Origin of the sequence: Burkholderia sp. JKS000303 (assembly GCF_002563755.1) — a bacterium.
In the GTDB taxonomy this organism is placed as follows: domain Bacteria; phylum Pseudomonadota; class Gammaproteobacteria; order Burkholderiales; family Burkholderiaceae; genus Burkholderia; species Burkholderia anthina_B.
Window position 1 is genome coordinate 624224 of record NZ_PDBZ01000001.1, and the last position, 25952, is coordinate 650175.

29 protein-coding genes and 1 tRNA gene are annotated in these 25952 nt (G+C 66.7%); 21 read left to right on the plus strand and 9 right to left on the minus strand.

The window, feature by feature from the left end; genetic code table 11:
* Positions 1 to 22 precede the first annotated feature (22 nt).
* Positions 23 to 1345: an MFS transporter gene (locus BX604_RS03030; protein WP_098549510.1), complete on the minus strand. Its 1323-nt coding sequence runs from the start codon at positions 1343 to 1345 to the stop codon at positions 23 to 25.
* Between the two features lie 170 nt (positions 1346 to 1515).
* On the opposite strand from BX604_RS03030, the gene BX604_RS03035 reads away from it, so the two are divergent.
* The 9 genes from BX604_RS03035 (at position 1516) to BX604_RS03070 (ending at position 8320) form a co-directional block, all read left to right on the plus strand.
* On the plus strand, positions 1516 to 2445 hold the full coding sequence (locus tag BX604_RS03035) for a LysR substrate-binding domain-containing protein (protein WP_098549511.1): 930 nt from the start codon (positions 1516 to 1518) through the stop codon (positions 2443 to 2445).
* Positions 2446 to 2581: 136 nt separating this feature from the next.
* On the plus strand, positions 2582 to 2923 hold the full coding sequence (locus BX604_RS03040) for a DMT family transporter (RefSeq protein WP_098549512.1): 342 nt from the start codon (positions 2582 to 2584) through the stop codon (positions 2921 to 2923).
* 152 nt (positions 2924 to 3075) lie between these two features.
* On the plus strand, positions 3076 to 3702 hold the full coding sequence (locus BX604_RS03045; RefSeq protein WP_098549513.1) for a LysE/ArgO family amino acid transporter: 627 nt from the start codon (positions 3076 to 3078) through the stop codon (positions 3700 to 3702).
* Between the two features lie 421 nt (positions 3703 to 4123).
* Positions 4124 to 4399, plus strand: a complete 276-nt coding sequence (locus BX604_RS03050) for a hypothetical protein (protein ID WP_098549514.1) — start codon at positions 4124 to 4126, stop codon at positions 4397 to 4399.
* 47 nt (positions 4400 to 4446) lie between these two features.
* Positions 4447 to 4695 (plus strand): hypothetical protein, encoded by a 249-nt coding sequence (locus tag BX604_RS03055; protein ID WP_098549515.1) that lies wholly within the window; start codon positions 4447 to 4449, stop codon positions 4693 to 4695.
* Entirely contained in the window at positions 4692 to 4904 is a 213-nt protein-coding gene (gene rpsU / locus BX604_RS03060) for a 30S ribosomal protein S21 (protein ID WP_096503521.1), read from the plus strand. The genes BX604_RS03055 and rpsU overlap by 4 nt, the downstream gene beginning before the upstream one ends.
* A 9-nt stretch (positions 4905 to 4913) precedes the next feature.
* Entirely contained in the window at positions 4914 to 5042 is a 129-nt protein-coding gene (locus tag BX604_RS39430) for a hypothetical protein (RefSeq protein ID WP_257146270.1), read from the plus strand.
* A gap of 514 nt (positions 5043 to 5556) precedes the next feature.
* Positions 5557 to 6951 carry a GABA permease gene (gabP, locus tag BX604_RS03065; RefSeq protein ID WP_098549516.1) on the plus strand — a complete coding sequence of 465 codons (1395 nt, stop codon included), beginning with the start codon at positions 5557 to 5559 and terminating at the stop codon, positions 6949 to 6951.
* Positions 6952 to 7222: 271 nt separating this feature from the next.
* Positions 7223 to 8320: a GlxA family transcriptional regulator gene (locus tag BX604_RS03070; RefSeq protein WP_098549517.1), complete on the plus strand. Its 1098-nt coding sequence runs from the start codon at positions 7223 to 7225 to the stop codon at positions 8318 to 8320.
* 184 nt (positions 8321 to 8504) lie between these two features.
* On the opposite strand, the gene BX604_RS03075 is transcribed toward BX604_RS03070, so the two are convergent.
* A complete protein-coding gene (locus tag BX604_RS03075) occupies positions 8505 to 8849 on the minus strand; it encodes a cupin domain-containing protein (RefSeq protein WP_006752094.1) in 345 nt (114 codons plus the stop codon).
* Between the two features lie 313 nt (positions 8850 to 9162).
* On the opposite strand from BX604_RS03075, the gene BX604_RS03080 reads away from it, so the two are divergent.
* Positions 9163 to 9237 (plus strand) — tRNA-Gly (locus tag BX604_RS03080).
* Positions 9238 to 9534: 297 nt separating this feature from the next.
* Here BX604_RS03080 and BX604_RS03085 read toward each other — a convergent pair.
* Genes BX604_RS03085 through BX604_RS03100 form a run of 4 tightly spaced genes read right to left on the minus strand, consistent with a single transcriptional unit; the run spans position 9535 to position 12273 of the window.
* Positions 9535 to 10002, minus strand: a complete 468-nt coding sequence (locus tag BX604_RS03085; RefSeq protein WP_098549518.1) for a nucleoside deaminase — start codon at positions 10000 to 10002, stop codon at positions 9535 to 9537.
* A gap of 22 nt (positions 10003 to 10024) precedes the next feature.
* Positions 10025 to 10360 carry a hydroxyisourate hydrolase gene (gene uraH / locus BX604_RS03090; protein WP_098549519.1) on the minus strand — a complete coding sequence of 112 codons (336 nt, stop codon included), beginning with the start codon at positions 10358 to 10360 and terminating at the stop codon, positions 10025 to 10027.
* Between the two features lie 48 nt (positions 10361 to 10408).
* A complete protein-coding gene (gene uraH / locus BX604_RS03095) occupies positions 10409 to 10930 on the minus strand; it encodes a hydroxyisourate hydrolase (RefSeq protein ID WP_098549520.1) in 522 nt (173 codons plus the stop codon).
* A gap of 2 nt (positions 10931 to 10932) precedes the next feature.
* On the minus strand, positions 10933 to 12273 hold the full coding sequence (locus BX604_RS03100) for an MFS transporter (protein ID WP_098549521.1): 1341 nt from the start codon (positions 12271 to 12273) through the stop codon (positions 10933 to 10935).
* A gap of 391 nt (positions 12274 to 12664) precedes the next feature.
* On the opposite strand from BX604_RS03100, the gene BX604_RS03105 reads away from it, so the two are divergent.
* From BX604_RS03105 to trmB, 3 genes are all read left to right on the plus strand, one after another.
* Positions 12665 to 13603 carry a LysR substrate-binding domain-containing protein gene (locus BX604_RS03105; protein ID WP_098549522.1) on the plus strand — a complete coding sequence of 313 codons (939 nt, stop codon included), beginning with the start codon at positions 12665 to 12667 and terminating at the stop codon, positions 13601 to 13603.
* Between the two features lie 130 nt (positions 13604 to 13733).
* Entirely contained in the window at positions 13734 to 14261 is a 528-nt protein-coding gene (gene uraD, locus BX604_RS03110; protein ID WP_098549523.1) for a 2-oxo-4-hydroxy-4-carboxy-5-ureidoimidazoline decarboxylase, read from the plus strand.
* A gap of 327 nt (positions 14262 to 14588) precedes the next feature.
* Positions 14589 to 15356 (plus strand): tRNA (guanosine(46)-N7)-methyltransferase TrmB, encoded by a 768-nt coding sequence (gene trmB / locus BX604_RS03115; protein WP_098549524.1) that lies wholly within the window; start codon positions 14589 to 14591, stop codon positions 15354 to 15356.
* 119 nt (positions 15357 to 15475) lie between these two features.
* Here trmB and BX604_RS03120 read toward each other — a convergent pair whose 3' ends face one another.
* From BX604_RS03120 to BX604_RS03130, 3 genes are all read right to left on the minus strand, one after another.
* Entirely contained in the window at positions 15476 to 16306 is an 831-nt protein-coding gene (locus BX604_RS03120) for an undecaprenyl-diphosphate phosphatase (RefSeq protein WP_098549525.1), read from the minus strand.
* Positions 16307 to 16384: 78 nt separating this feature from the next.
* Positions 16385 to 16966, minus strand: a complete 582-nt coding sequence (locus tag BX604_RS03125) for a DUF1439 domain-containing protein (RefSeq protein ID WP_098549526.1) — start codon at positions 16964 to 16966, stop codon at positions 16385 to 16387.
* A 159-nt stretch (positions 16967 to 17125) separates the two neighbouring features.
* A complete protein-coding gene (locus tag BX604_RS03130) occupies positions 17126 to 17443 on the minus strand; it encodes a YkgJ family cysteine cluster protein (protein ID WP_098552680.1) in 318 nt (105 codons plus the stop codon).
* Positions 17444 to 17615: 172 nt separating this feature from the next.
* On the opposite strand from BX604_RS03130, the gene hemN reads away from it, so the two are divergent.
* The 8 genes from hemN (at position 17616) to urtD (ending at position 25948) form a co-directional block, all read left to right on the plus strand.
* Complete coding sequence (gene hemN, locus BX604_RS03135) at positions 17616 to 19007, plus strand: oxygen-independent coproporphyrinogen III oxidase (RefSeq protein WP_098549527.1); 1392 nt, start codon at positions 17616 to 17618, stop codon at positions 19005 to 19007.
* Positions 19008 to 19079: 72 nt separating this feature from the next.
* The gene (locus BX604_RS03140) at positions 19080 to 19337 is read left to right on the plus strand and encodes a hypothetical protein (RefSeq protein ID WP_098549528.1); all 258 of its coding nucleotides are present in this window, start codon (positions 19080 to 19082) and stop codon (positions 19335 to 19337) included.
* A gap of 104 nt (positions 19338 to 19441) precedes the next feature.
* A complete protein-coding gene (locus BX604_RS03145) occupies positions 19442 to 20098 on the plus strand; it encodes a protein-L-isoaspartate O-methyltransferase family protein (RefSeq protein ID WP_098549529.1) in 657 nt (218 codons plus the stop codon).
* Between the two features lie 11 nt (positions 20099 to 20109).
* Positions 20110 to 20433 (plus strand): rhodanese-like domain-containing protein, encoded by a 324-nt coding sequence (locus BX604_RS03150; protein WP_098549530.1) that lies wholly within the window; start codon positions 20110 to 20112, stop codon positions 20431 to 20433.
* A gap of 409 nt (positions 20434 to 20842) precedes the next feature.
* The gene (gene urtA / locus BX604_RS03155; RefSeq protein ID WP_098549531.1) at positions 20843 to 22150 is read left to right on the plus strand and encodes an urea ABC transporter substrate-binding protein; all 1308 of its coding nucleotides are present in this window, start codon (positions 20843 to 20845) and stop codon (positions 22148 to 22150) included.
* 135 nt (positions 22151 to 22285) lie between these two features.
* Positions 22286 to 23905: an urea ABC transporter permease subunit UrtB gene (gene urtB / locus BX604_RS03160; RefSeq protein ID WP_098549532.1), complete on the plus strand. Its 1620-nt coding sequence runs from the start codon at positions 22286 to 22288 to the stop codon at positions 23903 to 23905.
* 1 nt (position 23906) lies between these two features.
* Positions 23907 to 25094 carry an urea ABC transporter permease subunit UrtC gene (urtC, locus tag BX604_RS03165; protein WP_098549533.1) on the plus strand — a complete coding sequence of 396 codons (1188 nt, stop codon included), beginning with the start codon at positions 23907 to 23909 and terminating at the stop codon, positions 25092 to 25094.
* Positions 25091 to 25948, plus strand: coding sequence for an urea ABC transporter ATP-binding protein UrtD (urtD, locus tag BX604_RS03170; RefSeq protein ID WP_098549534.1), 858 nt, complete (start codon positions 25091 to 25093; stop codon positions 25946 to 25948). Before urtC ends, urtD begins: the two co-directional genes overlap by 4 nt.
* Positions 25949 to 25952: the final 4 nt, after the last annotated feature.

Below are 25952 nucleotides of genomic sequence, written 5' to 3' on the forward strand. Positions count from 1 at the left end.
CCGGGCGATGCCGGCGCGCCGTTCATTCCGGCAGTGTCTGGTGACGCGTTTCGACGGCGAACGGCAGGATCAGGATGCCGACGCCGAACACGGCCGCGGTCCACGCGACCGGCACGCCGAGCGAGCCGTAGCCGTGAATCGCGGCGCCGAGCACGAAGTTCACGCCGGCGCCGATGAAACGGCCGACCGATGCGTTGAACGCGAACGCGGTCGCCCGTACGCGGGTCGGGTACTGCTCAGGAAGCCACAACGAGAAGATCGCGAAATTGCCGCCGAAGAAGCCGAGGAACGCGAGCGAAACCATGAACGCCCCGAGCCCGTTCGGCTGATAGAACGCCCAGCCGAACGCGAACACGATCGCCGCGGCCATGCCCGCGAAATACACGCCGAGCGCCGAACGCCGGCCGATCCGTTCCGCAAGCCACGGCGCGACGAGGCAGCCGACGATCGTCGTGCACGACAGGATCGCCGCGCCAACCGATGCAAGCCGCATCGCACCGATGTGGTCGATGCCGGCGCGCGCCGCGAGCGTGCTGACCGCGCTCGCCTCGTAGACCGAACCGGCCCACAGCCCGACGATCGCGACACCGACCAGGCTCGCACTCGTCAACGTGCGGCGCAGGAACGCCGGCGCGAAGATTTCGCGCAGCGGATGCACGCGCTTCGCCTGCGTGACGTCGCCGTCGCGCACGTCGTGGCGGCGCCACTGCCCCGGCTCCTTCACGCGCATCACGGTGAAGACGGCGAGCAGCGCGGGAGCCAGCCCGCACAGGAACATCGCGCGCCAGCCGTAGGTCGCGCCGATCGTATAGTTCAGGCAGGCCGCGATGAAGAAGCCGAAGTAGTAGCCCGTCTGCAGGTAGCCGGCCCCCATCTTGCGGCGATCTTCCGGCCAGCTCTCGGCGACGTAGGTGCCCGCGAGCGCCCATTCACCACCGACGCCGATCCCGGCAAGCAACCGGCACGCGGCCAGCAACCATACGTCATGCACGAACGCGGCGGCGCCCGTGAACACCGAATAGATCAGGATGCTCGCGGCGAGCGTGCGCACGCGGCCGAAGCGGTCGGCGAGCGGCCCCCAGATGAACGACAGCCCCCAGCCGATCAGGAACAGCGCGAACAGGATCGAGCCGTACATCCCGAGATTCGCGGGCGTCGCCGCGATGCCGGACGCCGGCAGCAGTTCGGTCAGTGCGGGAATCAGCACGAGCGCATAGATCACCGAGTCCACGCCGTCGAGCACCCAGCCCGCGTACACGGCCCAGAAGCCCTTGACCTGCTCGCGCGTGAGCGGCGTGCGCCGCGGCTTCGCGCCGGCCGCCGGCGCGTCGATCGCCTTGAACATCTTCGTCTCCTTGCCGGCCCAGCCGGCTCCGGTACCGCGCCCGGTCCGGGATGGCCGGCCTGCGGACTCTTTTGTGAGACGAGTATAGAAATGTCAGCGATCGTCGAAAAATATGATATTCATCTTGCTCGATCGGATTGGCTTATGGCTTGAATCGGGAGGCAGCGGCAATGGACCTGAGGCAATTGCGCTATTTCGTGAAGGTCGTCGAATGCGGCAACGTCACGCATGCGAGCGAGGCGCTACACGTCGCGCAACCGGCGGTCAGCCAGCAGATGCGCAACCTCGAGCAGGATCTCGGGATGCAATTGCTCGAGCGCAGCGTGCGCGGCGTCGCGCCGACGGCCGCGGGCCGCACGCTGTACCGGCATGCGCTCGAACTGCTGCGCCAGGCCGACGGCACGCGCGAGCTGCTGCGCCGCGACGCCGATACGCCGCAAGGCCGCGTGACGGTCGGGATGCCGTCGAGCACCGCGCGCGTGCTGGCGATCCCGCTCGCGCGCGCCGTGCGCGATCGTTATCCGGGGATCATGCTGGAATTGATCGAGGCGCCGAGCGCCGATCTCGACACGCTGCTCGAACGCGCGCGGCTCGACCTCGCGATCGTCGTCGATGCGGTCGACACGCGCGGCATCGCGATTCACCGGCTGCTCACCGAAACGCTGTACCTGATCACGTGGCCCGACTTTCCAGTGCCGGACGATCCCGTTCCGCTCGATGTGATCGCCCGGTTGCCGCTCGTGCTGCCGAGCGCGCCGAACACGATCCGCAACCGCGTCGACTGGGCGATGCGCGAAGCCGGACTGTCGTACCAGATCGGTTTCGAGGCGAGTTCGACCGGGTTGCTGTTCGCGGCCGTCATGGCACAGCTCGGCGTGACCATCCTGCCGTGGACGGCCGCGCACGTCGAGATCGAGGAGCGCAAGCTCAAGCTGTCGACGGTTGCGCACCGGCTGTTCATGCGCGACCTGTCGCTGTGCTGGCACGACACGGCGCTCGTCAGCAATGCGGTGCAGAAGGTGAAGGCGGAGATCGTCGCGCTGTTCGACACGCTCGGGCGCCGGCCGGAATGGGCGGCAGGGAATGCCGGGCACGTGTAACGCGTGACGCGCAGCGTGCATCGCCCGCGCCTTGCGCAACGCCACCGCACGCACTAAGCTCCTGTCATCCTGGGTACCGCTGACACTACCCTTTTCCTCGCCGCTCGGTATAAGCGTCGGGGGAAGGAGTCCATTCGTGTCCCCGTTCCAGTCCGCCTGGCTTCTGCTGGGCATCAGCGTTGTCGCCGAAGTACTCGGCTCCGTCGGCCTGAAATGCTCCGCCGGCCTGTCCCGCCCGCTACCGTCCGCCATCACGATCGTCTGCTATGCGAGTGCCGTCTGGCTGATGGCGCTCGCGACGAAGCGCCTCGAAATGGGGCTCGCCTATGCGAGCTGGGCCGCCGCCAGCACGGCGGCTACCGCCGTCATCGGCATCGTCTGCTTCGATGAATCGGTGTCGTCGCTGAAGCTCGTCGGCATCGCGTTGACCCTCTGCGCCCTCGTCGCGCTCAATCTCGGCGACGCCGCCGCCGGCTGATCGCATCTGCGACGCTCGTCGCGGCGACAGGTGGGCGGTGGGCGCGTCGCTCGGCATGGCGCGCCGAACATTGACAACGCCCCCCGCCGCCCCTTAATGTGGGTCGCATCGTAATCATCACCGGTTCAGCTTAAGAGGTTGTCGGCCCGCTCGTGCTCGACACCTCTGCCTTCCTCGAAGGTCTGCTGCTTGGCGCCGGCCTGTTCACGTCGGTCGGCCCCAAGGACGCCTTCGTCATCATGCGCTCGATTGCGAGCCCCCATCTGCTCACCATTGCGATCGTCTGCGCAGGCAGCGACGCGCTGCTGATCGTGCTCGGCGCGCTCGGCTTGTCGTCGTTGCTGCTGCATCATCCGGCCATCGTATCCGCCGCGCTGTGGGCCGGCATCGCGTATCTCGCCGGTTACGGCCTGCTCTCGCTACGCTCCGCGATCCGGCGACGGCAGCCGGGCTACGTCGATGCCGATGGCGCCGGATACGGCGCGACACGCTCGCGTACGTTGCTCGCGACCGCGGCCGTCTCGCTGCTCAATCCGTATGCGTGGATCGACACCGTGCTGCTGATCGGCACCGTGATCGCGAACCACGCGGCATCCGCGCGCACGCCGTTCGCGCTCGGCGCGATGACGGCATCGCTCGCGTGGTTCCTGCTGCTCGCATATGGTGCGCGCGCCTGCCGCGCATGGTTCGTCCGCGTGCTGGCGTGGCGCGTGCTCGACCTGTTCGTCGCGGTGATGATGCTCGGCTTTGCCGTGCGCTTCGCGCTCGACGCGCGTTGAACACGACAGCACCGATCGGGTGCCCGATCGCGTGCATGACGTCCTGCGCGTACGCGACCGACACACCCTCGCGACATCACGCGGCATCGTTCGACGTCGCCCGAATCGGGCCGCACATCATCGGAGTCCCGACGAACATTGCATCGCACACAACGTGCAGCGAACCCATCGAATACGAGCACTGCCCCCCTGCAGAGCCGAGAATAAGATGGACTTCCGACACGAAGCGCGTATGATGAATTCGTCCGAGAACGCGTCATTTCACCGACCCCTCGCCCCGCCATCTGCGCCCCCGCTGCGTCGCGTCTTCATCCGCACGCATTGCTGCCCCTTTCGCCCCACCCGTCGCACCGCGCTGCGGTGATACCGGTCGGTTGCGTTCGTCCACGCGATTCGTCGCGATCGAACCCAGGAGTCCATCATGAGCATGCATCTGTATCGCGGCTTCGAGATTTATCCGCTGATTTATCCGCACGTTCCATCGCAGCACGGCAACCCGCACAACTACGAAAACGGGTTCGACGCAGCCGTGAAGATCTGTCTGCGCGGCACCGCCGACACGCTGACACGCAGCGAGACGTTCCGGTTGCTCGACAACGCGCCGTTCATCTCGGCGGGCGATGCACGCCGGGCGTCCCTTCGCTATGCGGAGGAAATCATCGACGGCAAGCAACCGCTCTTCGTCGACACGCACTGACGCTGCCTGTTTCGACCGCTCCCCCGACATTTAATCCGGAGCACGAAATGATTATTGATGAACTCATCGGCCTGGTCAGACGACGCGAAGTCACCTGGGCCGACGGCGTACCCTCCGACGGCCTCGACGGGTCGGCGCAGCGTCACCAACCCGAGTTGCAGATGTTCGCTGCGGTACGTGCGCTGTCGATCGGTGCCGGCTACTCGGAATTCGAATCCGACGAGATAGCGAGCGCCGTCATGACGCGGCTCGGCCAACCTCTTTCCTCAAGCAGTTTCAGAACAGGATCTACATGACCACCATCATCCTCAAGCCCAACGAACCTGTCGATGTCGCGCTGCGGCGCTTCCGTCGAGACATCGAGAAGACGGGCCTGATCCGGGAATTACGCAGTCGCACCGGCTATGAAAAACCCACGACCGAGCGCAAGCGAAAGAAAGCCAGTGCCGTCGCAAGACAACGCCTGCGAGCCAAACGGCTGCTGCCGCCTCGCAAGCTGTACTAGGAGAACGTCGTGTACCAGCCGCCCGTCGAAGACCCTGCATTTTTTCCGTTGACGAAATGCGAAGTCGATTTCGATCGACAGAACGATGCGGTCAGGCTGATTGCCGCGATCGAGAAAGCACTCGGCATCGCGCAGTGAACGTCTCCTTCGGCTGCAACCGGCTCCTCCCCTCTCCGATCATTCTTCTGCTGCCAAGGATCGCGTAACACGCGCTTCCCGGAGGAGCGTTCGCGGAGCGACCGCTCCTCCGGACGAAATCTGTCCGCGATCTCCACACGCGAATTTGAATCGCATCGGTCGCCGAATGCCCGGCCGGTCGATTCAAACCGTCATCCGGACGCTCGCCCATCCCCTCCGAAACCGGCAAATGTTGTCGACACCCGACAGCCGACAGCAGGCGCCACACCGCCGTCATCCGGTCGTTTCTCGCCCGCCGATCGGCGCGGCGCGTATCCGTGTCGTCACCGATCAACAGCGCGTCGCATTTGTTATTGGTGGCGGTCGGATATTTTCTAGATCGCGCCGTTTTGTGCCGAGAAGATACATGTCGCCAGGCTGGCAACAGCGTGCTGACGCGCCGCGTCGCCGTCCTGGACAGGCGCAGTTCACCGGAACGCAGGCCGGACAATAGAAATATGGATTGGAGGATGACATGAACGGTAGTCACACGGGCCTGGCAACAGGCCTGAAGCAACGCCACGTCACGATGCTGTCGATCGCGGGCGTGATCGGCGCGGGCCTGTTCGTCGGCTCCGGGCACGCCATCGCGGCGGCCGGACCGGCGGCGCTGATCGCCTACGCGCTGACGGGCGCGCTCGTCGTCCTCGTGATGCGCATGCTCGGCGAAATGGCCGTCGCGCATCCCGACAGCGGTTCGTTCTCCACCTACGCCGATCGCGCGATCGGCCACTGGGCCGGCTTCACGATCGGCTGGCTGTACTGGTGGTTCTGGGTGCTGGTGATCCCGATCGAGGCGACGGCCGCGGCCACCATCCTCAACGCGTGGTTCCCGAGCATCGCAACCTGGGTCTTCGCGCTCGGCGTCACGCTGCTGCTGACGGTGACCAATCTCTTCTCCGTGAAGAACTACGGCGAATTCGAGTTCTGGTTCGCGCTGATCAAGGTCGTCGCGATCGCCTTGTTCATCGCGATCGGCGGCGCGGCCGTGTTCGGGCTGCTGCCGGGCGGCCATGCATCGGGCTTCTCGAACCTGGTCAGTCACGGCGGCTTCATGCCGAACGGGATCGGCGCGGTGTTCGCGGGCATGCTGATGACGATGTTCTCGTTCGTCGGCACCGAGATCGTGACGATTGCCGCGGCCGAATCCGAGAACCCGGAACGCCAGATCGTGCGCGCGACGAATTCGGTCATCTGGCGCATCTCGCTGTTCTATCTCGGCTCGATCCTGTTCGTCACCGCGATCGTGCCGTGGAACGATCCGCTGCTGCCGGTGCACGGCTCCTACCAGCGCGTGATGGAACTGATCGGCGTGCCGCATGCGAAGGCGATCATCGACGTGATCGTGCTCGTCTCGGTCGCGAGCTGCCTGAATTCGGCGCTGTACACGGCATCGCGGATGATGTTCTCGCTGGCCAAGCGCAAGGACGCACCCGCGTTCCTGCAGCGCACCGATTCGACCGGCACGCCGCGTGCGGCCGTGCTCGCATCGACCGCGTTCGCGTTCCTGACCGTGATCGCGAACTACGTGGTGCCGGAGCAGGTGTTCAACGTGCTGATCGCAACGTCGGGCGCGATCGCGCTGCTCGTGTATCTGGTGATCGCGGTGTCGCAGTTGCGGATGCGCCGCATGCTCGAGGTGACCGGTGCCGCGCTGACGCTGCGGATGTGGCTGTTCCCGTGGCTCACGTGGGCGGTCATCCTGTTCATCTGCGGGACGCTCGTCACGATGCTGTTCCTCGATGGCCACCGGATGGAAGTTGCCGCGACCGGCGTGCTCGCCGTGTTCGTGGTGATCGCCGCGCGGCTGAACCAGCGTAGCCGCAACGCGCAAGCGAGCGTTGGCCGTCGCGGCGTGTCGTCGGCCTGACGCGCGGCCCGAGCGCGAACGCAGGCGCGGGAAACCGCGGCCTGCGCGTCGGTCGAATGCGCATTGCGCGCGTCGCCGACGCCCTCGGCGCAACGATGATTTTTTCGGCCCGGCCCGGACGATGACGTCCGGGCCGCGTCGTTCCCGGGGTGCGCGGAACCCCCAGTCGAAGTCCGCGGCCCGTGTTGGCCGGCCATCTGCGATTCATGCTGAATCGCGCTGGCGCCTTGTTCCGCTTCTGCGTCAGCAGTTACCCGATCAGTGCCTCGTCATGACTCACCCCACGCCCGTCGCAAGCCCGCCGGAACCCGCCCCACCGACGCGTATCCGGTTCGGCTTCATCCTGTTGCCGAATTTCACGCTGACGGCGTTCTCCGGCATGATCGACGTGCTGCGGCTCGCGGCCGATGAAGGCGACAACAGCCGGCCGGTCCGCTTGTCATGGACGATCCTCGGAGACATGGCCTCCCCCGTCCGCGCAAGTTGCGGCATTCAGATCCCCGCGTGGGAATCGTTGAGCGCGAATCAGGCATTCGACTACGTGGTCGTCGTCGGCGGGCTGCTGCATGCCCGCTCGGAACTCGACGCGGCCACGCTGGAATTCATTCGTGCGGCCGCGTCGGCGGGCGCGATGCTGGTCGGCATCTGCACCGGTGCGTTTGCGCTCGCACGCGCGGGCGTGATGGCCGGGCATCGCATCTGCATCAGCTGGTTTCACTACTGGGACTTCATCGAGCGGTTTCCGTCCGTCGACGCGAACCTGGTCGTGTCCGACCGCCTCTACGTGCTGGACGGCCGGCGCGTGACCTGCTCCGGCGGGCGCGCGTCGATCGACGTCGCCGCCGCGATCCTGGTTCGGCACATCGAGCCGTCGATCGTCTACAAGGCGCTTCGCATCCTGCTGGTCGACGGACGCGAGACGGTCAGCGCACCGCAACCGCATCCGCCCGGTGTCGCGCCCAACGCGCATCCGAAGGTGAAGCGCGCGATCCTGCTGATGGAGCAACACATCAGCCACTCGATTACGATCGACGAACTGGCGCGCAAGCTGGATCTTTCGGCGCGGCAGCTCGAACGCCTGTTCAGGGAGGCGACGGGCAGCGGGCCGGCCGCCTGCTATCGGGCGATCCGGATTCGCACGGCCGCGTGGATGCTGATGCATCTGGACAAGAATATTTCCGAAATCGCGGCGGGCTGCGGCTTTGCCGATGCGTCGCATCTGGGGCGCGAGTTTCGGCGGGCGTACGGGATGTCGCCGAGCGCGTATCGCGAGCGTCAGGCACCGGGAGTCCTGAGCGAGATATCGGACCCGGCGCAGCGTGCAACGTCACTGGGCGAGCTGTTCCCGAATCGCAACGAGTTTTATTGAGCGGGGGTCGCTGGCTTGGCATCCCGGTTCACGGGAACGGGAAAGCGGTGAAATCATCGAATCGTTCGATGCGTGCGCGGCCCCTACCGCACTTGCTGCATACAAGGGCCGGGACGAGAGACGCCGCGAATCGGGAGCGTATCCGGACCGCGGCGATATGCGTCAGTTGAACCCGTAAGGTCGCTCAGGCGAACACGAAGTACTTGCGCACCGTCTCCACCACTTCCCACGTGCCCTTCATGCCGGGTTCGATCACGAACACGTCGCCGGCCTTCAAATGCACCGCTTCCTCGCCTTCCGGCGTGATGATGCAGTAGCCGTCGAGGAAGTGGCAGTACTCCCATTTCTCGTAGTTCACCTCGAACTTGCCCGGCGTGCAGATCCAGGTGCCCATGATCTTGCTGCCGTCCTTCGAGAGGTACGCGTTGAGGTTCACGGTGTGCGGATCGCCGCCAATGCGCTTCCACTTGGTCGCGTCAAGGACCGGGGTCGGGCAGGTTTCGCGCAAGACGGTGATGAAATCGGACATGTCGGCTCCAGACAAACGATCGGATAAGAGATCTGTCACGTTAGTTCGAAAGCCAGACCCGGGCTTGTATGCTTCCGACACCGACTCGTCTAATTTCGACACGGTGTTGCGGGTGGGCGTGCCGCGGGCGCGTTCCGTTCGACGTTGATCGGATTCGCGTTCGCACCCCTGCGCCTCCTGTTACAGCCCCGCCCCGTTCGTGGCATCGGCGTGTTGGAATCGGCCGCCATCGGGGCACGCGAAGCCCGTTTGCAAGCAGCCAAAACGCCTCGCTTGCAACACGGCCGCCAAACCCTGTAGAATTACGCGTTCTGCGGGCGTCGTATAATGGCCATTACCTCAGCTTCCCAAGCTGATGACGTGGGTTCGATTCCCATCGCCCGCTCCACGTTTCCTCCGCGCTGATCCACCGGGTCGAGCGCCGGTCTCAAGAGCCGATCCGCAAGACCATCTCAGCGGTCTCCACCCGGTCGCTCAAGCAATCCCTCCCCTGTTGTCCCCGAAGCCGTACGCGCACCATCGCATCCGTTTCACAGCGCCTGTACGTCCGCAACTCGCCACTCCTGCCGCCGAATGCAAAAAGGACACCTTCTCCGTCACGCGGAAGAACGTGTCCAAAAACCGGTGCCAGGGAGTGCGCCGTTAGCGCCGGCACCGATCAACCCTGCGTCGTGCGAGCCCCGTCTCAGCCGGCCTGCACCGCTTGCCAGGCCTCGTACAGATCCTGCCCTTCATCGCGCGCACGGTGATAAACCAGCTTCATCTCGCGCGCCTCGAGCGGACGCGCAATCTCCACATAGCCGCGCGCGGCCGACAGGTCGTACGGCTCGCCGTCCTCGTTCGAGTACGCGTAATACACCTCGCTGACCCCCGCCAGATACATCGCCGACAGGCACATCGAACACGGATACCCGCTCGCATACATGACCGAGCCGCTCAGGTCCGTGCTGCCCAGCGCCTTGCTCGCGGCGCGCACCGCCTGCATCTCGGCATGCGCGCTCGGGTCGCACATCGCGTCGACTTCATTGACCGAACGGGCCAGCACCTTGCCGTCGCGCACGAGCACGGCGCCGAACGGCCAGGTCTTGCGCTCGCGCACGTTCTCCATCGCGAGACGGATCGAGTCGACGAGGTAAGTTTCCTTTTGAGACATGGGACTTCTCCATTCTGGTGGGTCAACTGCCGCGGTACGTCGAAAAGCACCACGGCGAGCAGATCAGCGGCACGTGATAGTGCTGTGCCGGATCGAATACGGTGAACCGCACCGGCACGACATCGGACAGCGCATTCGCATCCTTGAAGTGCGCGCCGATGCCGAAGCGCAGCTCGAACTGCCCGGCCTTCGCCGCCGCGCCGGGCAGCATCGGCGCGTCGGTGCGCCCGTCGGCGTTGCTGACCGTCCGGTTCAGCAGTCTGGGCGGCGAAACGCTCAGGTCATAGAGTTCGATCGGCACGCCGCTGATCGGCTTGCCGGTCGTCAGGTCGAGGACATGGGTGCTGATGCCAGCCATTCGCTTGCTCCAATTCGTGTCGAGAGATGCGGCGAGCAACCTCGCCGCTCAGCTGCCGCGGTAGTACGTGTAGTTCCACGGCCCGAACTGCACCGGCAGGTGCAGCCGCTCGGCGGCGCTCGTCACGCGAAAGCGGACGGGAACCTCCGACAGGAACGACGGCGAAGGCACCTGCGCCTCCTTCATCTGGAAGTAATCGCCGATCTGCAGCAGCACTTCGTAGTCGCCCGCCCGATACGCATCGCCGATCAGCAACGGTTCGTCGGTACGCCCGTTCCGGTTGATCACGACGTTGCGGATCAGCACAGGCTCGCCGTTCTCGACCTTCGAGAATCCGACCTTCAGGCCGGCCGCGGGCGCGCCGTGATAGGTGTCGAGCAGATGGATCGTCAGGCGTGGGCTCGCGCCATGCTGCGAGATCGGATCCGCCGCCTGCGCGGGCCGCAGCGCATCGCCCTGCCCCGCCGCCGACGCCGCCGCGTTCGCGCGACCGGCCAGCAGCACGCCGCCGGCTGCCGCCATCGACGCGATCACGAATTGCCGGCGCGCCGTTTTGATGATGTCGCTCATGCTCAGGACTCCTTCGATCGACGTGCATGCATGATGCCGGTGACGACGAGCACGGCGGACAGCAACTCGATCGCGGCAACGAGGTAGAGGCCCGGTGCGAGACTGCCGGTCGCGCTCTTCACGAGGCCGAGCACATAGGGCGCGCCGAAGCCGGCCAGGTTCGACACCGAATTGATCAACGCAACGCCGATCGCGGCGGCACTGCCGGCCAGGTACAGGTTCGGCAATTGCCAGAACACGGGGATCGCACTCATCGTCCCGGCCAGAGCGATGATCATCGCGGCGATCGTGAACGCGGGCGCCACGCCCGGCATCCCGAGCAGCACGGCCATCACCGCCATCGCGAGCGCGCCGCAGCCGGCCGGCACCGCGAAGTGCCAGCGCACTTCCTTGTTGCGGTCGGAACGCGCGCCGTTGAGGATCATCCCCGCCGCGCCGAACACGTAGGCGAGCGCGGCGATCCAGCCGATCACGACCGTCGCGCCGAAGCCCGAATCGCGGATGATGGTCGGAATCCAGAAGGTCAGCGCGGAGTTCGCGCACAGCAGGCAGAAGAAAATGCCGATCAGCAGCCACACCTTCGGATTGCGGAACAGCGCGCGCCAGTCGTGGCCGCGCTCGCCGAGGTCGCGCTTGTCCGCGTCAAGCACGTTGCGCACGACCTGCTGCTCGGCCACCGACAGCCACTTCGCCTGCTCGGGCCGGTCGGTCATGTAGAAGTACGTGACGATGCCGGCCAGCACGGACGGGATGCCCTCGATCACGAACAGCCATTGCCAGCCGTGGAAGCCGTGCGCGCCGTCGAACGACGTCATGATGGTGCCGGCCAGCGGCCCGCCGAGCACGCCCGCGATCGCGGACGCCGACATGAACGTGCCGAACGCCTTCGCGCGCCGCGAGCTCGGATACCAGTAGGTCAGGTACAGGATGATGCCGGGATAGAAGCCGGCCTCGAACGCACCGAGCAGGAAGCGCAGGACGTAGAACTGCGTCGGCGTCTTGACGAACGACTGCAGGATGCAGATGATCCCCCAGCCGATCGTGATGCGCATGATGGTCTTCTTCGCGCCGATCTTCTGCAGCAGCGCGTTCGACGGCACTTCGAAGAAGAAGTAGCCGAGGAAGAAGATCCCGGCGCCGAGACCGTAGACGGCGTCGCTGAACTTGAGCGTATCGAGCATCTGCAGCTTCGCGAACCCGATGTTCACGCGGTCCAGCCACGCCAGGACCCACAGCGCGGACAGGAACGGCAGAAGACGCCACGACACCTTGCGATAGACGCGCTCTTCAAGCGTCGGCTCGACCGACGAATAGACTGACGAATGCTGTTCTGTGACGGACACAGGTGTCTCCTGAAATAATTCGGCCTGCTTGGGCCGGCGACCCGAAACCGTCCGTCCGCACCTACGGCATGCAGCGCTCGGCTGCCGCATCGGCGACCCGCACGGTCGTGGTCTTGTCGTGAAGCCCGACCATATAGCAGGGGCCTGCGGGCAGACAGGCGCGGGTTGTTATAGGCCCCATAGCAAACGCCCGCGGAGGCCGGTTCCGTACCGCTTCGCGGCGGACGCTCCGGCGCGGCCGGCGAGCGTTCCGGCCGCGCCGGCAACGCGCAACCGGGTTCGGCAATCCCGTGCACGGAGCCAGCGCCGCGCGCCGCCAGCCGTTGACGCCGTCCGACACTCGGCGGCAAAGTGGAGCCGGTCAACGAATCCGGCGAACCCGAACTCCCCCATGCGCAACGACGATCCGCTGGACACCTACCTTCTTCGCGTCCTGTGCACGCTCGTCGAGGAACGCAGCGTGTCGCGCACGGCGATCCGCCTGAACCAGTCGCAACCGGCACTCAGCAGCGCGCTCAAGCGCCTGAGAAAGCTGTTCGACGATCCGCTGCTCACGCGCGAGAAGAACGAGATGGTGCCGACCGAGCGCGCGCTGCAGCTCACGCAGGACGCGCGGGTCGCGCTCAACGCGCTGGAGAAGATGTTCAGCGCCGACGACGCGTTCGATCCGCAACGCTCCGAGCGCACGTTCACGATCGCGATGCCCGACTACCTCGCGCCGCCGTTCTTCGCGGACCTGGCCCGGCGCTTTCGCCAGCACGCGCCGAACTCGAAGCTCGTCACGCTGCCGATGGGCGCCGAATACGACTACGAGAAGGCGCTGGCGGAAGGACACGTCGACGTCGTGCTCGGCAACTGGCCGGCGCCGCCCGAACACCTGCACATGAACGTGCTGCTGGAGGACGAGGTGGTGTGCCTGATGTCGATGGACAATCCGCTCGCGAAGCCCGGCCGGCTCACCGCGGAAAGCTATATCGACGCATCGCACCTGGTGCCGCTGCCCTATTCGAGCTCGCAGCGCGGCGTCGTGGAAAGTTCGCTCGCGACGTTGCGCCTGAGCCGCGGCCGGCAGATGTCGTGCCCGTACTTCAGCCTCGCGCCGTATCTGGTGAGCGAGTCCGACCTGATCCTGACGACCGCGCGGCATTTCGCGGCGTACTATGCGCGCCGCCTGCCGCTGCTGATCCGCCCGGCGCCGTTCAACTTCCCGCTGATGCGCTTCTACGTGCTCTGGCATCCGAACAAACATCGTTCGAAGGCGCACATGTGGCTGCGAGGGTTGCTGTCGGACAGCGGCGAGCGGCTGAAGGCGATTGTCGACACCGCATGACGCATGCGGCCGGATTTCGATGCGAATGCATCGACTGGTATACGGCCAATAGGCGTTGCCCCCTTTTGGTCGAGCCGGCCCGATTCCTATACTCGAAACCTCCATTCCCGCTCCAAGGTTCCGACTGACGATGCCCTCGACTCCACTCGACACCCCCAATCTCGCCGCGCTCAACACGATGGCGAAGGACCAGTTCGTTCACGCGCTCGGCGACATCTTCGAACACTCGCCGGACGTTGCCGAGGACGCGTGGAACGCGCGTCCGTTCGCGTCCGTCGACGCCCTGCACGACGCGATGATGGCCAGCATCCGCGTGCGCGGCATCGACGCGCGCAAGGCCTTCTTCGATCGCCACCCCGAGCTGTCCGCGCAAGCGGTGCGCGGCGGCGGCCTGACCCATGCGTCGGTCAGCGAACAGACGAGCGCCGGCCTCGACGCACTGACCGATGCGGAGGAAGCCCGCCTGCAGCAGATGAACCGGCAGTATCGCGAGCAGCACGGCTTCCCGTTCATCATCTGCGTGCGCCACTACACGAAGGCCGGGATCTTCTTCGAACTGGAAAGCCGCGTGGCCCGCGACACCGCGGTCGAGCTCGACTACGCGCTGAACCAGATCAAGGCGATTACGCGCCGCCGGCTCGACCAGCGCGTCGGCTGACGCGCGCCGCACCGCCGCGCGGCATCGCCACCAGCCGGGCCGCGGCGGGGTTCGCGCCGCCCCCGGGGTCATGCGTCCCTCCCAACCCGGAAGGTGCCGCCGCCGGCCGCGACCTTGCCAGTCGGGTCAAACCAGTCCATAATCCGGCTCTTTCCGGTTTGCCGAACGGGAAATCCTTCAGGATCAACGGCTTGACGGCATTTCGCCGCACCGTCCACGTTCCGCAACCGCGCGCCAGCCGCCTCGTCGAAGGCGGCTTTTTTGTACCGCGCCGGCGCGTCCCGCGCGCCCGATGCCCTCGCCCGAACCGAGCCTTTCTCTGTACCGATGATGCACGACGATCCGAACGAAGCCGGCCAGCCGCCGCACGATGCCGCCCTGCCCGACGAAGCCGCCGACGGCGCCGACGAAGTCAATCCGCTGCACCGCCGCCGCATCCGCAGCTTCGTGACGCGCGCCGGCCGCGTGTCGACAGGCCAGCGCCGCGCGCTCGACGATCTGGGCCCGCGCTTCGTGGTGCCGTACGCACCGGAAATCCCGGACTGGGACGCCGTATTCGGCCGCAGCGCGCCGCGCATCCTGGAGATCGGCTTCGGGATGGGCGCGTCGACCGCCGAAATCGCCGCACACCGACCGGGCGACGACTTCCTCGGCGTCGAAGTGCACGAGCCGGGCATCGGCGCGCTGCTGAAGCTGATCGGCGAGCAGGACCTGCCGAACATCCGCATCATCCAGCACGACGCGGTCGAAGTGCTCGAGCACATGCTCGCGCCTGAAAGCCTCGACGGCGTGCACATCTTCTTCCCCGATCCGTGGCACAAGGCGCGCCACCACAAGCGCCGGCTGATCCAGCCGCCGCTCGTCGCACACCTCGCGTCGCGCCTGAAGCCCGGCGCGTACCTGCATTGCGCGACCGACTGGCAGAACTACGCGGAACAGATGCTGGAAGTGCTCGGCGCCGATCCGTCGCTCGAAAACACGGCCGCCGACTACGCGCCGCGTCCCGACTACCGCCCCGTGACGAAGTTCGAACGGCGCGGGCTGCGGCTCGGCCACGGCGTGTGGGACCTGGTGTTCCGCAAGCGCGCGAGCTGAATCCCCGTCGCAACGGCGCATCGCACACGACGCGCCGCGCGCGCAATGAAAAACGGCCCGACCGGCATATGCCGATCGGGCCGTTTTCTATTGGCAGCGCCGCCGCCCCCGCTCCGGCGTCACGCCCAGTTCAGCCACCCGCTATAGCCGACGAGCAGCACGAACAGGCCGAACGCGATCCGGTACCACGCGAACACCGTGAAATCGTGCGTCGCGACGTAGCGCAGCAGCCAGCGCACGCAGACGAACGCACTGACGAACGCCGCGACGAGCCCGAGCGCGAACAGCCCGAGCGAGTCGACCGTGAACGCCTGCCAGTCCTTGACGGTTTCATAGAGCGTCGCGCCGAAGATGATCGGAATCGCGAGGAAGAACGAGAATTCGGTGGCGACGCGGCGGTCGAGGCCGAACAGCATCCCACCGATGATCGTCGAGCCCGAGCGCGACATGCCGGGCACCAGCGCGAAACATTGCGCGATGCCGACCTTCAGCGCATCGAGCGGCGTGAGCGCATCGACCGACTGCACGCGCGGCGGCTCGCTGCGCTCGCGCTGCCGCGCCTCGGCCCACAGGATGATCGCGCCGCCGACCACCAGCGCAAACGCGACCGGCACCGGCGAGAACAGCACGGCCTTGATCTTCTTCTCCAGCAGCAGGCCGAGCGCGATCGCGGGAATCGTCGCGATCACGACGTTCAGCGTGAAGCGACGCGCGTCGGGCCGGCTCGGCAGGCCGGACACGATCGAGGCGATCCGTTGCCGGTATTCCCAGCAGACGGCGAGGATCGCGCCGAACTGAATGACGACGTCGAAGGTTTTCGCGTGCGCGTCGTTGAAGTTCAGGAAGCTGCCGGCAACGATCAGGTGACCGGTACTCGATACCGGAAGGAATTCCGTCAGCCCCTCGACGACGCCGAGGATCAATGCCTTGCAGATCAGGATCCAGTCCATCCGTGGCCCAACTCCGAAGTGGTCGAAAGAAAGGGCCACATTACCGCCGCGGCCCACCCGGCCGCGCGCGGTGCATCGTCACTTTTCGACGATCGCCACGCGTATGCCGTTTGTAAGAATCGTAATTGTACCGGGTTCGTAGTTCACCCCGGCAAATTGCAGTTGTTCGGGCTTGAACGTGTAGATCGGATAGTTGGTCAGGACCTGCGTCGCGAGCAGGCCGGCCGCCGCGCCGACCTGTTGCGCATACATCTGCGCGTCGCCGTCGAGCACGAGGCTGTCGACGGCCGGCGCCTTCAGGACGACCGAGCGGCTCGGCGCGTCGTAAGCCAGCTGGCCCGACACGGTGAACTTGCCGCTCACGGGCTCGCGCAGGAACGGGCTCGCGAAATGGGCGTCGAGCTGCACGGCGACGCGATTCTGGTCGGGCAGCAGGTTGACGGCCGGATTCGCGAGCGACACGTCGACGACCTGCGCGACCGTCTTCTGGTACGGGAACTTGCGCGCAACGGCTTTCTGCACGTCGCCGCGCGAGAACGTGTAGTGATCGGGAATGAACGGGAACGTCGACGCGCAGGCGGCGAGCGATACCGACACGCCGATGGCGCCGGCGCAGACGGCGAGGAAACGGCGCCGGCCGGACGTGCAAGGTGCGGTCATGCTGGAAATCTCCTGTGTCGGGCGGAGCGGCAGGCGGGCTATCGGCTCCGGCCCGTGGCGGGGCAATGGACCCACGTTAGTGCGGCGGCGCGGGCTGGCGGTTCCATGCGTGCGCGGCCGGCTTCGAACGCAGTGGACGGCGGGCGTGGCGGCGGCGCGTTACCGCGTCGGGCGGGCGCCGCCGGACGGCTGCGTCGCGACCTCGAGGCGCGTGAGCCACGCGAGCGCGTCGTCGCGCGACGCGCCGCACATCTCGGCGGACGGCTGCAGCCCGGAACAGCAGGCGGGCCGCTCGGGGCGGCCGAAGATCCGGCAGCGCAGATCGTCGCCGAGCTGCACGCAGCGCACGCCGGCCGGCTTGCCGTCCGGCATGCCCGGAATCGGGCTGGAAATCGACGGGGCGATGCAGCACGCGCCGCAACCCTCGCGACACGCATGCGGCGGCGGGACATCGGCGGGCGCCGGGCGGACAGGCATTTCGACGGACACTCGGCTCTCTCGGACAGGCAACAAAAAACGGTGCGGCAACCGGACGCGGGGTGCGGCCGCCCACTGCGCATTGTGCCACCGCCGGCTGCGACGTTATTACACAATGCAGCCCGAACGCGCGTTTATATACTCGAAAGCATCTGGAAAGCGCGAGACCACCATGAGCTCCGGTTCTGCCGACACGATGTTCCGTCCCGATTTGCTTGCGAAATACGGCGCAAACGGGCCACGCTATACGTCGTACCCCACCGCGCTGCAGTTTCGCGACGATTTCGACCCGGCCGACTACGTGCGCGCCGCGAGCGATCCCGGTGCGTCGTCGAGCGAGCTGTCGCTGTACTTCCACATCCCGTTCTGCAACACGGCCTGTTTCTACTGCGGCTGCAACAAGATCGCGACCAACAACCACCGCCGCGCGCGTCCGTACCTCGACCAGTTGAAACGGGAAATGGCGCTGCAGGCCGCGCTGTTCGATCCCGCGCGCCCGGTCACGCAGCTCCATTGGGGCGGCGGCACCCCGACCTTCCTGTCCGACGCCGAAACGGCCGAGCTGATGGCCGCCACCCGCGAACACTTCACGCTCGCGCCGGACGCCGACGCCGAGTTCTCCATCGAGATCGACCCGCGCACGGTCACGCCCGCGACGCTCGTCCATTTGCGCACGATCGGCTTCAACCGGCTGAGCCTCGGCGTGCAGGACTTCGATCCGGTCGTGCAGCAGGCGATCAACCGGATCCAGCCGCTCGCGATGACGGCCGACCTGCTGCGCGCCGCGCGCGCGACGGGCTTCCATTCGGTCAGCGTCGACCTGATCTACGGGCTGCCGCACCAGACGGTCGCCGTGTTCGCGCGCACGCTCGAGACGATCATCGAGCTCGCGCCGGACCGGCTGTCGGTGTTCGGCTACGCGCACATGCCGAACCTGTTCAAGATGCAGCGGCAGATCGACGACGCAACGCTGCCGCCGCCCGCCACGCGCATCGCGCTACTCGGCCTCGCGATCGACATGCTGACGTCGGCCGGCTACGTGTACATCGGGATGGACCACTTCGCGCGGCCGTCCGACGAGCTGGTGCGCGCGCAGCGCAACGGCACGCTGCAGCGCAACTTCCAGGGCTACAGCACGCGGGCCGATACCGATCTCGTCGGCTTCGGCGTGTCGTCGATCGGCAAGGTCGGCGACGTCTACGCGCAAAACGCGAAGGACCTGCCGGCCTATGGCGCCGCGCTCGACGCGGGCCGGCTGCCGATCGCGCGCGGCGTGCGGCTCACGCCCGAGGACCGGCTGCGCCGCGACGTGATCACGCAGCTCATGTGCAACCTCGAGCTGCCGTTCTCGCACATCGAGGCCGCGCACGGCATCCGCTTCGCCGATCACTTCGCGCGCGAGCTCGACGCGCTGCGCCCGTTCGAGCGCGACGCGCTGCTGACGATCGCCGCCGACCGCCTGACGATCCATCCGGCCGGCCGGATGGTCGTGCGCAATATCGCGATGGCGTTCGACGCGTATCTCGGCCAGACACCGCGGCACAGCTATTCGCGCACCGTCTGACACCGCGCGGCCGCGGGCGGGTGGCCGGTTTGATACAGTTACGGGCTCGACGCCCCTGCAAGCACCCGCACCATGCGCACCACCAAAGCAACCAACGCAGTCGAACGCCTGAAAACCCGCTCCGGCAACCCGCAGTTCGCGGCCGTCGCGGTGGCCGGCGGCCTGTTCTATCTCGTCGACCGCTCCGGCGGCACCGCCGAGAAGCGCTGCGAGCCGCTGCCGCTCGACGATTTCGTCAAGTTCGTCGACGAATTTGGCCCCAAAAAGCCGCGCAAGGCGAGCAAGCTGGATCTCGCATTCGAAGCGCAAATCAAGAAGAGCAAAGGGTAAAGGTCTGTTGCAAGCGGCCGGCAGGCTTTGCCACCGCCCCGTTTGGTACAATCACGAAGTTTCTCTATCCCCGCTGACGGCCGACCTGGCTGCGTGACCACACCATGAATATCGAAAACGCGCGTTTCAATATGATCGAACAACAGATCCGGCCGTGGGACGTGCTGGATCTCGACGTCCTGGGTCTGCTGTCGATCGTCAAGCGTGAAAAATACGTTTCGCCCGAGCATCGCGATCTCGCGTTCGCCGACCTCGAGCTGCCGCTGCCCGGCGGCCGCGCGAAGATGCTGTTCCCGCGCGTCGAAGCACGCGTGCTGCAGGAACTGGCGGTCAAGAAGCACGAGAACGTGCTCGTGATCGGCGCGGGCTCCGGCTACCTGAGCGCGCTGTTCGCGCACCGCGCACGCCACGTGACGGCGGTCGAGATCGATCCGGCCATCGCGAAGTTCGCGGAAGAGAACCTGCGCAACGACGGCGTGACGAACGCGGAAGTCGTGCTCGGCGACGGTTCGCTCGGCTGGGCGGACAAGGCGCCGTACGACGTGATCTGTGTCGCCGGCGGCCTGCCGCTCGTGCCGCAGCAACTGCTCGAGCAGCTGAAGGTCGGTGGCCGCCTGTCGGCATTCGTCGGCGGCCGTCCGGTGATGAAGGCGCAGATCATCACGCGCATCGACGACAAGCAGTACCGTGTCGCCGACGTGTTCGAAACCTACGTCGACCACCTCGTGAACGCGATCGAACCGTCGCGTTTCAAGTTCTGAGCGGCGGCCCCATGCAGATCCTGACGCCCGCCATGCTCGCGGAATGGCTTCGCGATTCGGCACGTCCCGCGCCGATCGTGCTCGACGTGCGCGAGCCGTGGGAAATCTCGACCGCGCAGATCGCCGGCAGCGTGTCGATCCCGATGCAACAGATCCCCGCGCGCAGCGAGGAGCTCGACGACGAAGCCGAAATCGTCTGCGTGTGCCATCACGGGATGCGCAGCGCGCAAGTCGCGATGTTCCTCGAATCGCGCGGCTTCACGAAGCTGTACAACCTGCAAGGCGGGATCGACGCGTGGTCACGCGACGTCGATCCGTCCGTGCCGCGCTACTGAGCACCTGACCTTCCCGGCGGCGCATCGCGCGCCGCACCGTCGACCGGCACGCTGCTGCCGGCCGCACCGATCCGCCGAACGGGCGCGCATGGCGCGCCCGTTTCTGTTTCCGCCCTGCCCCGCTCCCCGCCCCCGTCGCACGCGACAGGCTCCGCCTCGCGCACGCCGTTCAGCCGGTGCTGCCCGCGCCCGAACACGAGCGCACGCCGTGCACCATTTGCGCCCGCCCGCGCGCACCGCAACGGATCGCGCATGCTGCACGACGCGTCATGCGCACCGCGACGACGCCCAACCCCCTCCCGCACAGGCACGCCCGGCGTGCATCCGCGCAACTGGCACATGCCTTGCGTTACCCCGATGCCAGCGCCGTCACGGCGCACGCCAATCCAACACGTCAAAGGGGAACCCGATGAAACGTCGCAGTCTGCTGAAGTTCGGTTCGATGGCCGGTGCGCTCGCGCTGGCGGGCAAGAGTCCGTTCGCGCAAGCGGCCGATGCGGGCACGGGCCCGATCAAGGTCGGCATCCTGCACTCGCTGTCGGGCACGATGGCGATCTCCGAAACGTCGCTGAAGGACACGGCGCTGATGACGATCGCCGACATCAACAAGAACGGCGGCGTAATGGGCCGCAAGCTCGAGCCGGTGGTCGTCGATCCCGCGTCGAACTGGCCGCTGTTCGCGGAGAAGGCGCGTCAGTTGCTCACGCAGGACAAGGTCGCGTGCGTGTTCGGCTGCTGGACGTCGGTGTCGCGCAAGTCGGTGCTGCCGGTATTCGAGGAGCTGAACGGCCTGCTCTACTACCCGGTGCAATATGAAGGCGAGGAAATGTCGCGCAACGTGTTCTACACGGGCGCCGCGCCGAACCAGCAGGCGATCCCGGCCGTCGAATACCTGATGGGCGCGGAAGGCGGCGGCGCGAAGCGCTTCTTCCTGCTCGGCACCGATTACGTGTATCCGCGCACGACCAACAAGATCCTGCGCGCGTTCCTGAAATCGAAGGGCGTGAAGGATGCCGACATTCAGGAGGTCTACACGCCGTTCGGCCACAGCGATTACCAGACCATCGTCGCGAGCATCAAGAACTTCGCGCAGGGCGGCAAGACGACCGTGGTTTCGACCATCAACGGCGATTCGAACGTGCCGTTCTACAAGGAGCTCGGCAACCAGGGGATCAAGGCGACCGACGTGCCGGTGGTCGCGTTCTCGGTCGGCGAGGAAGAGCTGCGCGGGATCGACACGAAGCCGCTGGTCGGCCACCTCGCCGCGTGGAACTACTTCATGTCGGTGAAGAACCCGACCAACACGAAGTTCAAGGACCAGTTCGCCGCGTGGGTGAAGGCGAACAACCTGCCGGGCGGCGCGAAGCGCGTGACCAACGATCCGATGGAGGCGACCTATGTGGGCATCCACATGTGGAAGCAGGCCGTCGAGAAGGCGAAGAGCACCGACGTCGACAAGGTACGCGTCGCGATGATCGGCCAGACGGTTGCCGCACCGTCGGGCTTCACGCTCGCGATGGACGGCAACCATCACCTGCACAAGCCGGTGATGATCGGCGAGATCCGCGGCGACGGGCAGTTCAACGTCGTGTGGAAGACGAAGACCGTGGTGCGCGCGCAGCCGTGGAGCCCGTTCATCGCGGGCAACCAGGGCAAGCCGGACATCGTCAGCTCGATTCCGGCATTCCTGCGCCGGCAGCGCGCCGCGCTGGCCTGAGGCGATGCGCCGCGCTGCACATCGGTGCGGCGCGACGCTCGCCCGCGTGCGAACGCCGGCACTCGCGGTGACGCGCCGCACGCGCGCACGCACCGACACCTGAATTCGCTTTCCTACGCCCGACAGGATCTTCCGATGCCTATACGCTTTCGCCGCGCCGCCGTCGCGGTCGTCGCCTGTGCCGCGCTGGCGGGCGCGCTGCCGCGTGCCGCATTCGCGCTGACGGCCGCCGATACCGCCGCGCTCGCGGGCGATGACTTCGACGCGAAAGCGGCCGCAGTCGATCGGCTCGCGACCGATACCGATCCACGCGCCGTCGCGCTGCTCAACGCACTGTCGACCGGCGACGCGCTCGCGACCGGCGACGGCCACCTGCTGATCCAGACCGGCGACAGCGCACACGATGCGCTCACGCAGGCCGCAACGCCGGCCGGCGACGCGCAGCCCGTGATGCTGAACAACCTGCTGCGCACGAAGATCGCCGGCGCGCTGTCGGGTCTCGCGCTCGCGTCGCCCGATGTCGCCGCGCGTCGCGACGCGATCGACGCATTGCTCAAGTCGCCCGACCCGGCGCTCAAGCCGATGATCGACCGCGCACGCGCGAAGGAAACCGATCCCGCGCTGAAGCGCCGCCTCGACGCACTGTGGGCGATCGCCGCGCTGCACGACGCCGATCCGGCAAAGCGTCTCGAAGCCGTGCAGGTGGTGGCCGCCCGCCACGATCTCGACATGATCGAGCAGCTGCGCCCGCTCGTCGCGAAGAACGCCGACGGTAGCTACACGGAGCCGGACGCACGCGTGCGCGACGCCGCGCAGCAAGGGCTCGATGCGTTGCACGCACTGCAGCGTCGCGGCGAGATCGCGGGCACCGTGTTCGCCGGCCTGTCGCTCGGCAGCGTGCTGCTGCTCGCCGCGCTCGGCCTCGCGATCACCTACGGGCTGATCGGCGTAATCAACATGGCGCACGGCGAATTCCTGATGATCGGTGCATACGCAACCTACGTCGTGCAGACGTTGATCCAGCGCTATGCGCCTGCCGCGTTCGACTGGTATCCGCTCGTCGCGGTGCCCGTGTCGTTTGCCGCGGCGGCGCTGGTCGGCATCGTGCTCGAACGGCTCGTGCTGCGGCACCTGTACGGCCGCCCGCTCGAGACGCTGCTCGCGACCTTCGGCGTGAGCCTGATCCTGATCCAGGCGACCCGCATGCTGTTCGGCGCGCAGAACGTGCAGGTCGTGAACCCGTCGTGGATGAGCGGCGGCGTGACCGTGATGCAGAACCTGATCCTGCCGTACAACCGGCTCGCGATCCTCGCGTTCGCGCTCGCGGTGGTGTGCGTCGCGTGGGGCGTGCTGACGAAGACGCGGCTCGGCCTGTTCGTGCGCGCGGTCACGCAGAACCGCCGGATGGCCGCGTGCGTCGGCGTGAAGACGGCGCGCGTCGATGCATATGCGTTCGCGTTCGGTGCCGGCATCGCGGGCCTCGGCGGTTGCGCGCTGTCGCAGATCGGCAACGTGGGCCCCGATCTCGGGCAGAACTACATCATCGATTCGTTCATGGCGGTCGTGCTCGGCGGCGTCGGACAGATCGCCGGCACGGTGCTCGGCGGCTTCGGGCTCGGTCTCGTCAGCAAGGCGATCGAGCCGTTCTGGGGCGCGGTGCTCGCGAAGATCGCGGTGCTCGTGATGATCGTGCTGTTCATCCAGAAACGTCCGCAGGGCATGTTCGCCCCGAAGGGACGCAGCGCGGAGGCATGACATGACGTCCTTCACCGATTCGTTGTCGAACCCGGTTGCCGACGCGCCGAAGCCTGCCGCCGCCGCACGCGCGGACGAACGCTTCGCGCTCGGCCTGCCGCCCCGCCCTGCGCTGCTGTCGCGCCGCGCGTGGCTCGCGCTCGTCGCGCTGTGCATCGCGATCGGCATCGGCGTGCCGCTCGCCGCGCTGGTCGCGCCAGAGTCGAGCGCGTTCCATCTGTCCGCGTATGCGATGACGCTCGCCGGCAAGCTGATGTGCTATGCGATCGCCGCGCTCGCGCTCGATCTCGTGTGGGGCTACTGCGGCATCCTGAGCCTCGGCCACGGGCTGTTCTTCGCGCTCGGCGGCTATGCGATCGGCATGTACCTGATGCGCGAGATCGGCCGCGACGGCAAGTACGGCAGCGACCTGCCCGACTTCATGGTGTTCCTCGACTGGCACCAACTCCCCTGGTATTGGAGCGGCACGCAGCATCTCGCGTGGGCGCTCGCGCTGGTCGTGCTCGTGCCGGCCGTGCTCGCCTGGGTGTTCGGCTTCTTCACGTTCCGCTCGCGCGTGAAGGGCGTGTACCTGTCGATCATCACGCAGGCGCTGACGTTCGCCGCGATGCTGCTGTTCTTTCGCAACGAGACGGGCTTCGGCGGCAACAACGGCTTCACCGACTTCAAGCGCATCGCCGGGTTTCCGGTTACATCGCCCGGCACGCGCACGGTGCTGTTGCTGCTGACCTTCGCGACGCTCGTGCTCGCGTTTCTCGTCGCGCGCGCGATCGTCACCAGCAAGCTCGGGCGCGTGGTCACTGCCGTGCGCGACGGCGAGACGCGGCTGATGTTCCTCGGCTACAGCCCGCTCGCGTACAAGCTGTTCGTGTGGACGCTGTCGGCCGTGCTGTGCGGCATCGCGGGCGCGCTGTACGTGCCGCAGGTCGGCATCATCAACCCCGGCGAGATGTCGCCCGGCAACTCGATCGAAATGGCGATCTGGGTCGCGGTGGGCGGGCGCGGCACGCTGATCGGGCCGATCATCGGCGCGTTCGCGGTGAACGGCGCGAAGAGCTTCTTCACCGCGTACTTCGCCGAATACTGGCTGTTCTTTCTGGGCCTGATCTTCGTGCTGGTGCCGCTCCTGCTGCCGCGCGGCATCATGGGTCTCGTCGACACGCTGCTCGCAAAGGGGAAACGCGGATGAACGGCACGGCGCTCTACCAGTTCACGCCACCGCCCGAGGACGAGTTGCTGGCCGTCAGCGGCACCGCATCGATGGGCCGCGTGGTGCCGCCCGGCATCGACACGTCGCACGGCACGATCCTCTATCTCGAGGACATCGAAGTGAGCTTCGACGGCTTTCGCGCGCTGAACAAGCTGTCGCTCGAGATCGACGCGGGCGAGCTGCGCTGCGTGATCGGCCCGAACGGCGCGGGCAAGACGACGATGATGGACGTGATCACCGGCAAGACGCGTCCCGATGCGGGCAAGGTGTTTCTCGGCCAGACCATCGACCTCGCACGCATGAACGAGCCGGAAATCGCGCGCGTGGGGATCGGCCGCAAGTTCCAGAAGCCGACCGTGTTCGAACAGCATCCGGTGTGGGAAAACCTCGAGCTGGCGATGCAGACCGACAAGGGCTGGCTCGCGTCACTGCGCGCGCGGCTCGATCGCGCGGCGCAGGCGAAGATCGAGGAGACGCTTGCGCTGATCGGCCTCGAAAGCGACGCGTATCGCGCGGCCGGCGAGCTGTCGCACGGGCAGAAGCAGCGGCTCGAGATCGGCATGCTGCTGATGCAGCGCCCGGCGCTCCTGCTGCTCGACGAACCCGCGGCCGGGATGACCGATCACGAGACGATGGAACTCGCCGCGCTGCTGAACACGCTGCGCGGCACCTGCTCGATGATGGTCGTCGAGCACGACATGGACTTCGTCGCGGCGCTCGCGGGCGACACGGGCCGCGTGACGGTGATGGCCGAAGGCGCGGTGCTCGCGCAAGGCACGCTCGATCAGGTCAAGCGCGACGACGCGGTGATCGAGTCTTACCTCGGACGATGATGCG

Excerpts from the sequence above, each read along its gene's own strand:
- BX604_RS03030 (WP_098549510.1), bottom strand. The coding sequence starts at position 1,345 with ATGTTCAAGGCGATCGACGCGCCGGCGGCCGGCGCGAAGCCGCGGCGC.
- BX604_RS03035 (WP_098549511.1), top strand. The coding sequence starts at position 1,516 with ATGGACCTGAGGCAATTGCGCTATTTCGTGAAGGTCGTCGAATGCGGC.
- BX604_RS03050 (WP_098549514.1), top strand. The coding sequence starts at position 4,124 with ATGAGCATGCATCTGTATCGCGGCTTCGAGATTTATCCGCTGATTTAT.
- BX604_RS03055 (WP_098549515.1), top strand. The coding sequence starts at position 4,447 with ATGATTATTGATGAACTCATCGGCCTGGTCAGACGACGCGAAGTCACC.
- rpsU (WP_096503521.1), top strand. The coding sequence starts at position 4,692 with ATGACCACCATCATCCTCAAGCCCAACGAACCTGTCGATGTCGCGCTG.
- gabP (WP_098549516.1), top strand. The coding sequence starts at position 5,557 with ATGAACGGTAGTCACACGGGCCTGGCAACAGGCCTGAAGCAACGCCAC.
- BX604_RS03070 (WP_098549517.1), top strand. The coding sequence starts at position 7,223 with ATGACTCACCCCACGCCCGTCGCAAGCCCGCCGGAACCCGCCCCACCG.
- BX604_RS03075 (WP_006752094.1), bottom strand. The coding sequence starts at position 8,849 with ATGTCCGATTTCATCACCGTCTTGCGCGAAACCTGCCCGACCCCGGTC.
- BX604_RS03085 (WP_098549518.1), bottom strand. The coding sequence starts at position 10,002 with ATGTCTCAAAAGGAAACTTACCTCGTCGACTCGATCCGTCTCGCGATG.
- uraH (WP_098549519.1), bottom strand. The coding sequence starts at position 10,360 with ATGGCTGGCATCAGCACCCATGTCCTCGACCTGACGACCGGCAAGCCG.
- uraH (WP_098549520.1), bottom strand. The coding sequence starts at position 10,930 with ATGAGCGACATCATCAAAACGGCGCGCCGGCAATTCGTGATCGCGTCG.
- BX604_RS03105 (WP_098549522.1), top strand. The coding sequence starts at position 12,665 with ATGCGCAACGACGATCCGCTGGACACCTACCTTCTTCGCGTCCTGTGC.
- uraD (WP_098549523.1), top strand. The coding sequence starts at position 13,734 with ATGCCCTCGACTCCACTCGACACCCCCAATCTCGCCGCGCTCAACACG.
- trmB (WP_098549524.1), top strand. The coding sequence starts at position 14,589 with ATGATGCACGACGATCCGAACGAAGCCGGCCAGCCGCCGCACGATGCC.
- BX604_RS03120 (WP_098549525.1), bottom strand. The coding sequence starts at position 16,306 with ATGGACTGGATCCTGATCTGCAAGGCATTGATCCTCGGCGTCGTCGAG.
- BX604_RS03125 (WP_098549526.1), bottom strand. The coding sequence starts at position 16,966 with ATGACCGCACCTTGCACGTCCGGCCGGCGCCGTTTCCTCGCCGTCTGC.
- BX604_RS03130 (WP_098552680.1), bottom strand. The coding sequence starts at position 17,443 with ATGCCTGTCCGCCCGGCGCCCGCCGATGTCCCGCCGCCGCATGCGTGT.
- hemN (WP_098549527.1), top strand. The coding sequence starts at position 17,616 with ATGAGCTCCGGTTCTGCCGACACGATGTTCCGTCCCGATTTGCTTGCG.
- BX604_RS03140 (WP_098549528.1), top strand. The coding sequence starts at position 19,080 with ATGCGCACCACCAAAGCAACCAACGCAGTCGAACGCCTGAAAACCCGC.
- BX604_RS03145 (WP_098549529.1), top strand. The coding sequence starts at position 19,442 with ATGAATATCGAAAACGCGCGTTTCAATATGATCGAACAACAGATCCGG.
- BX604_RS03150 (WP_098549530.1), top strand. The coding sequence starts at position 20,110 with ATGCAGATCCTGACGCCCGCCATGCTCGCGGAATGGCTTCGCGATTCG.
- urtA (WP_098549531.1), top strand. The coding sequence starts at position 20,843 with ATGAAACGTCGCAGTCTGCTGAAGTTCGGTTCGATGGCCGGTGCGCTC.
- urtB (WP_098549532.1), top strand. The coding sequence starts at position 22,286 with ATGCCTATACGCTTTCGCCGCGCCGCCGTCGCGGTCGTCGCCTGTGCC.
- urtC (WP_098549533.1), top strand. The coding sequence starts at position 23,907 with ATGACGTCCTTCACCGATTCGTTGTCGAACCCGGTTGCCGACGCGCCG.
- urtD (WP_098549534.1), top strand. The coding sequence starts at position 25,091 with ATGAACGGCACGGCGCTCTACCAGTTCACGCCACCGCCCGAGGACGAG.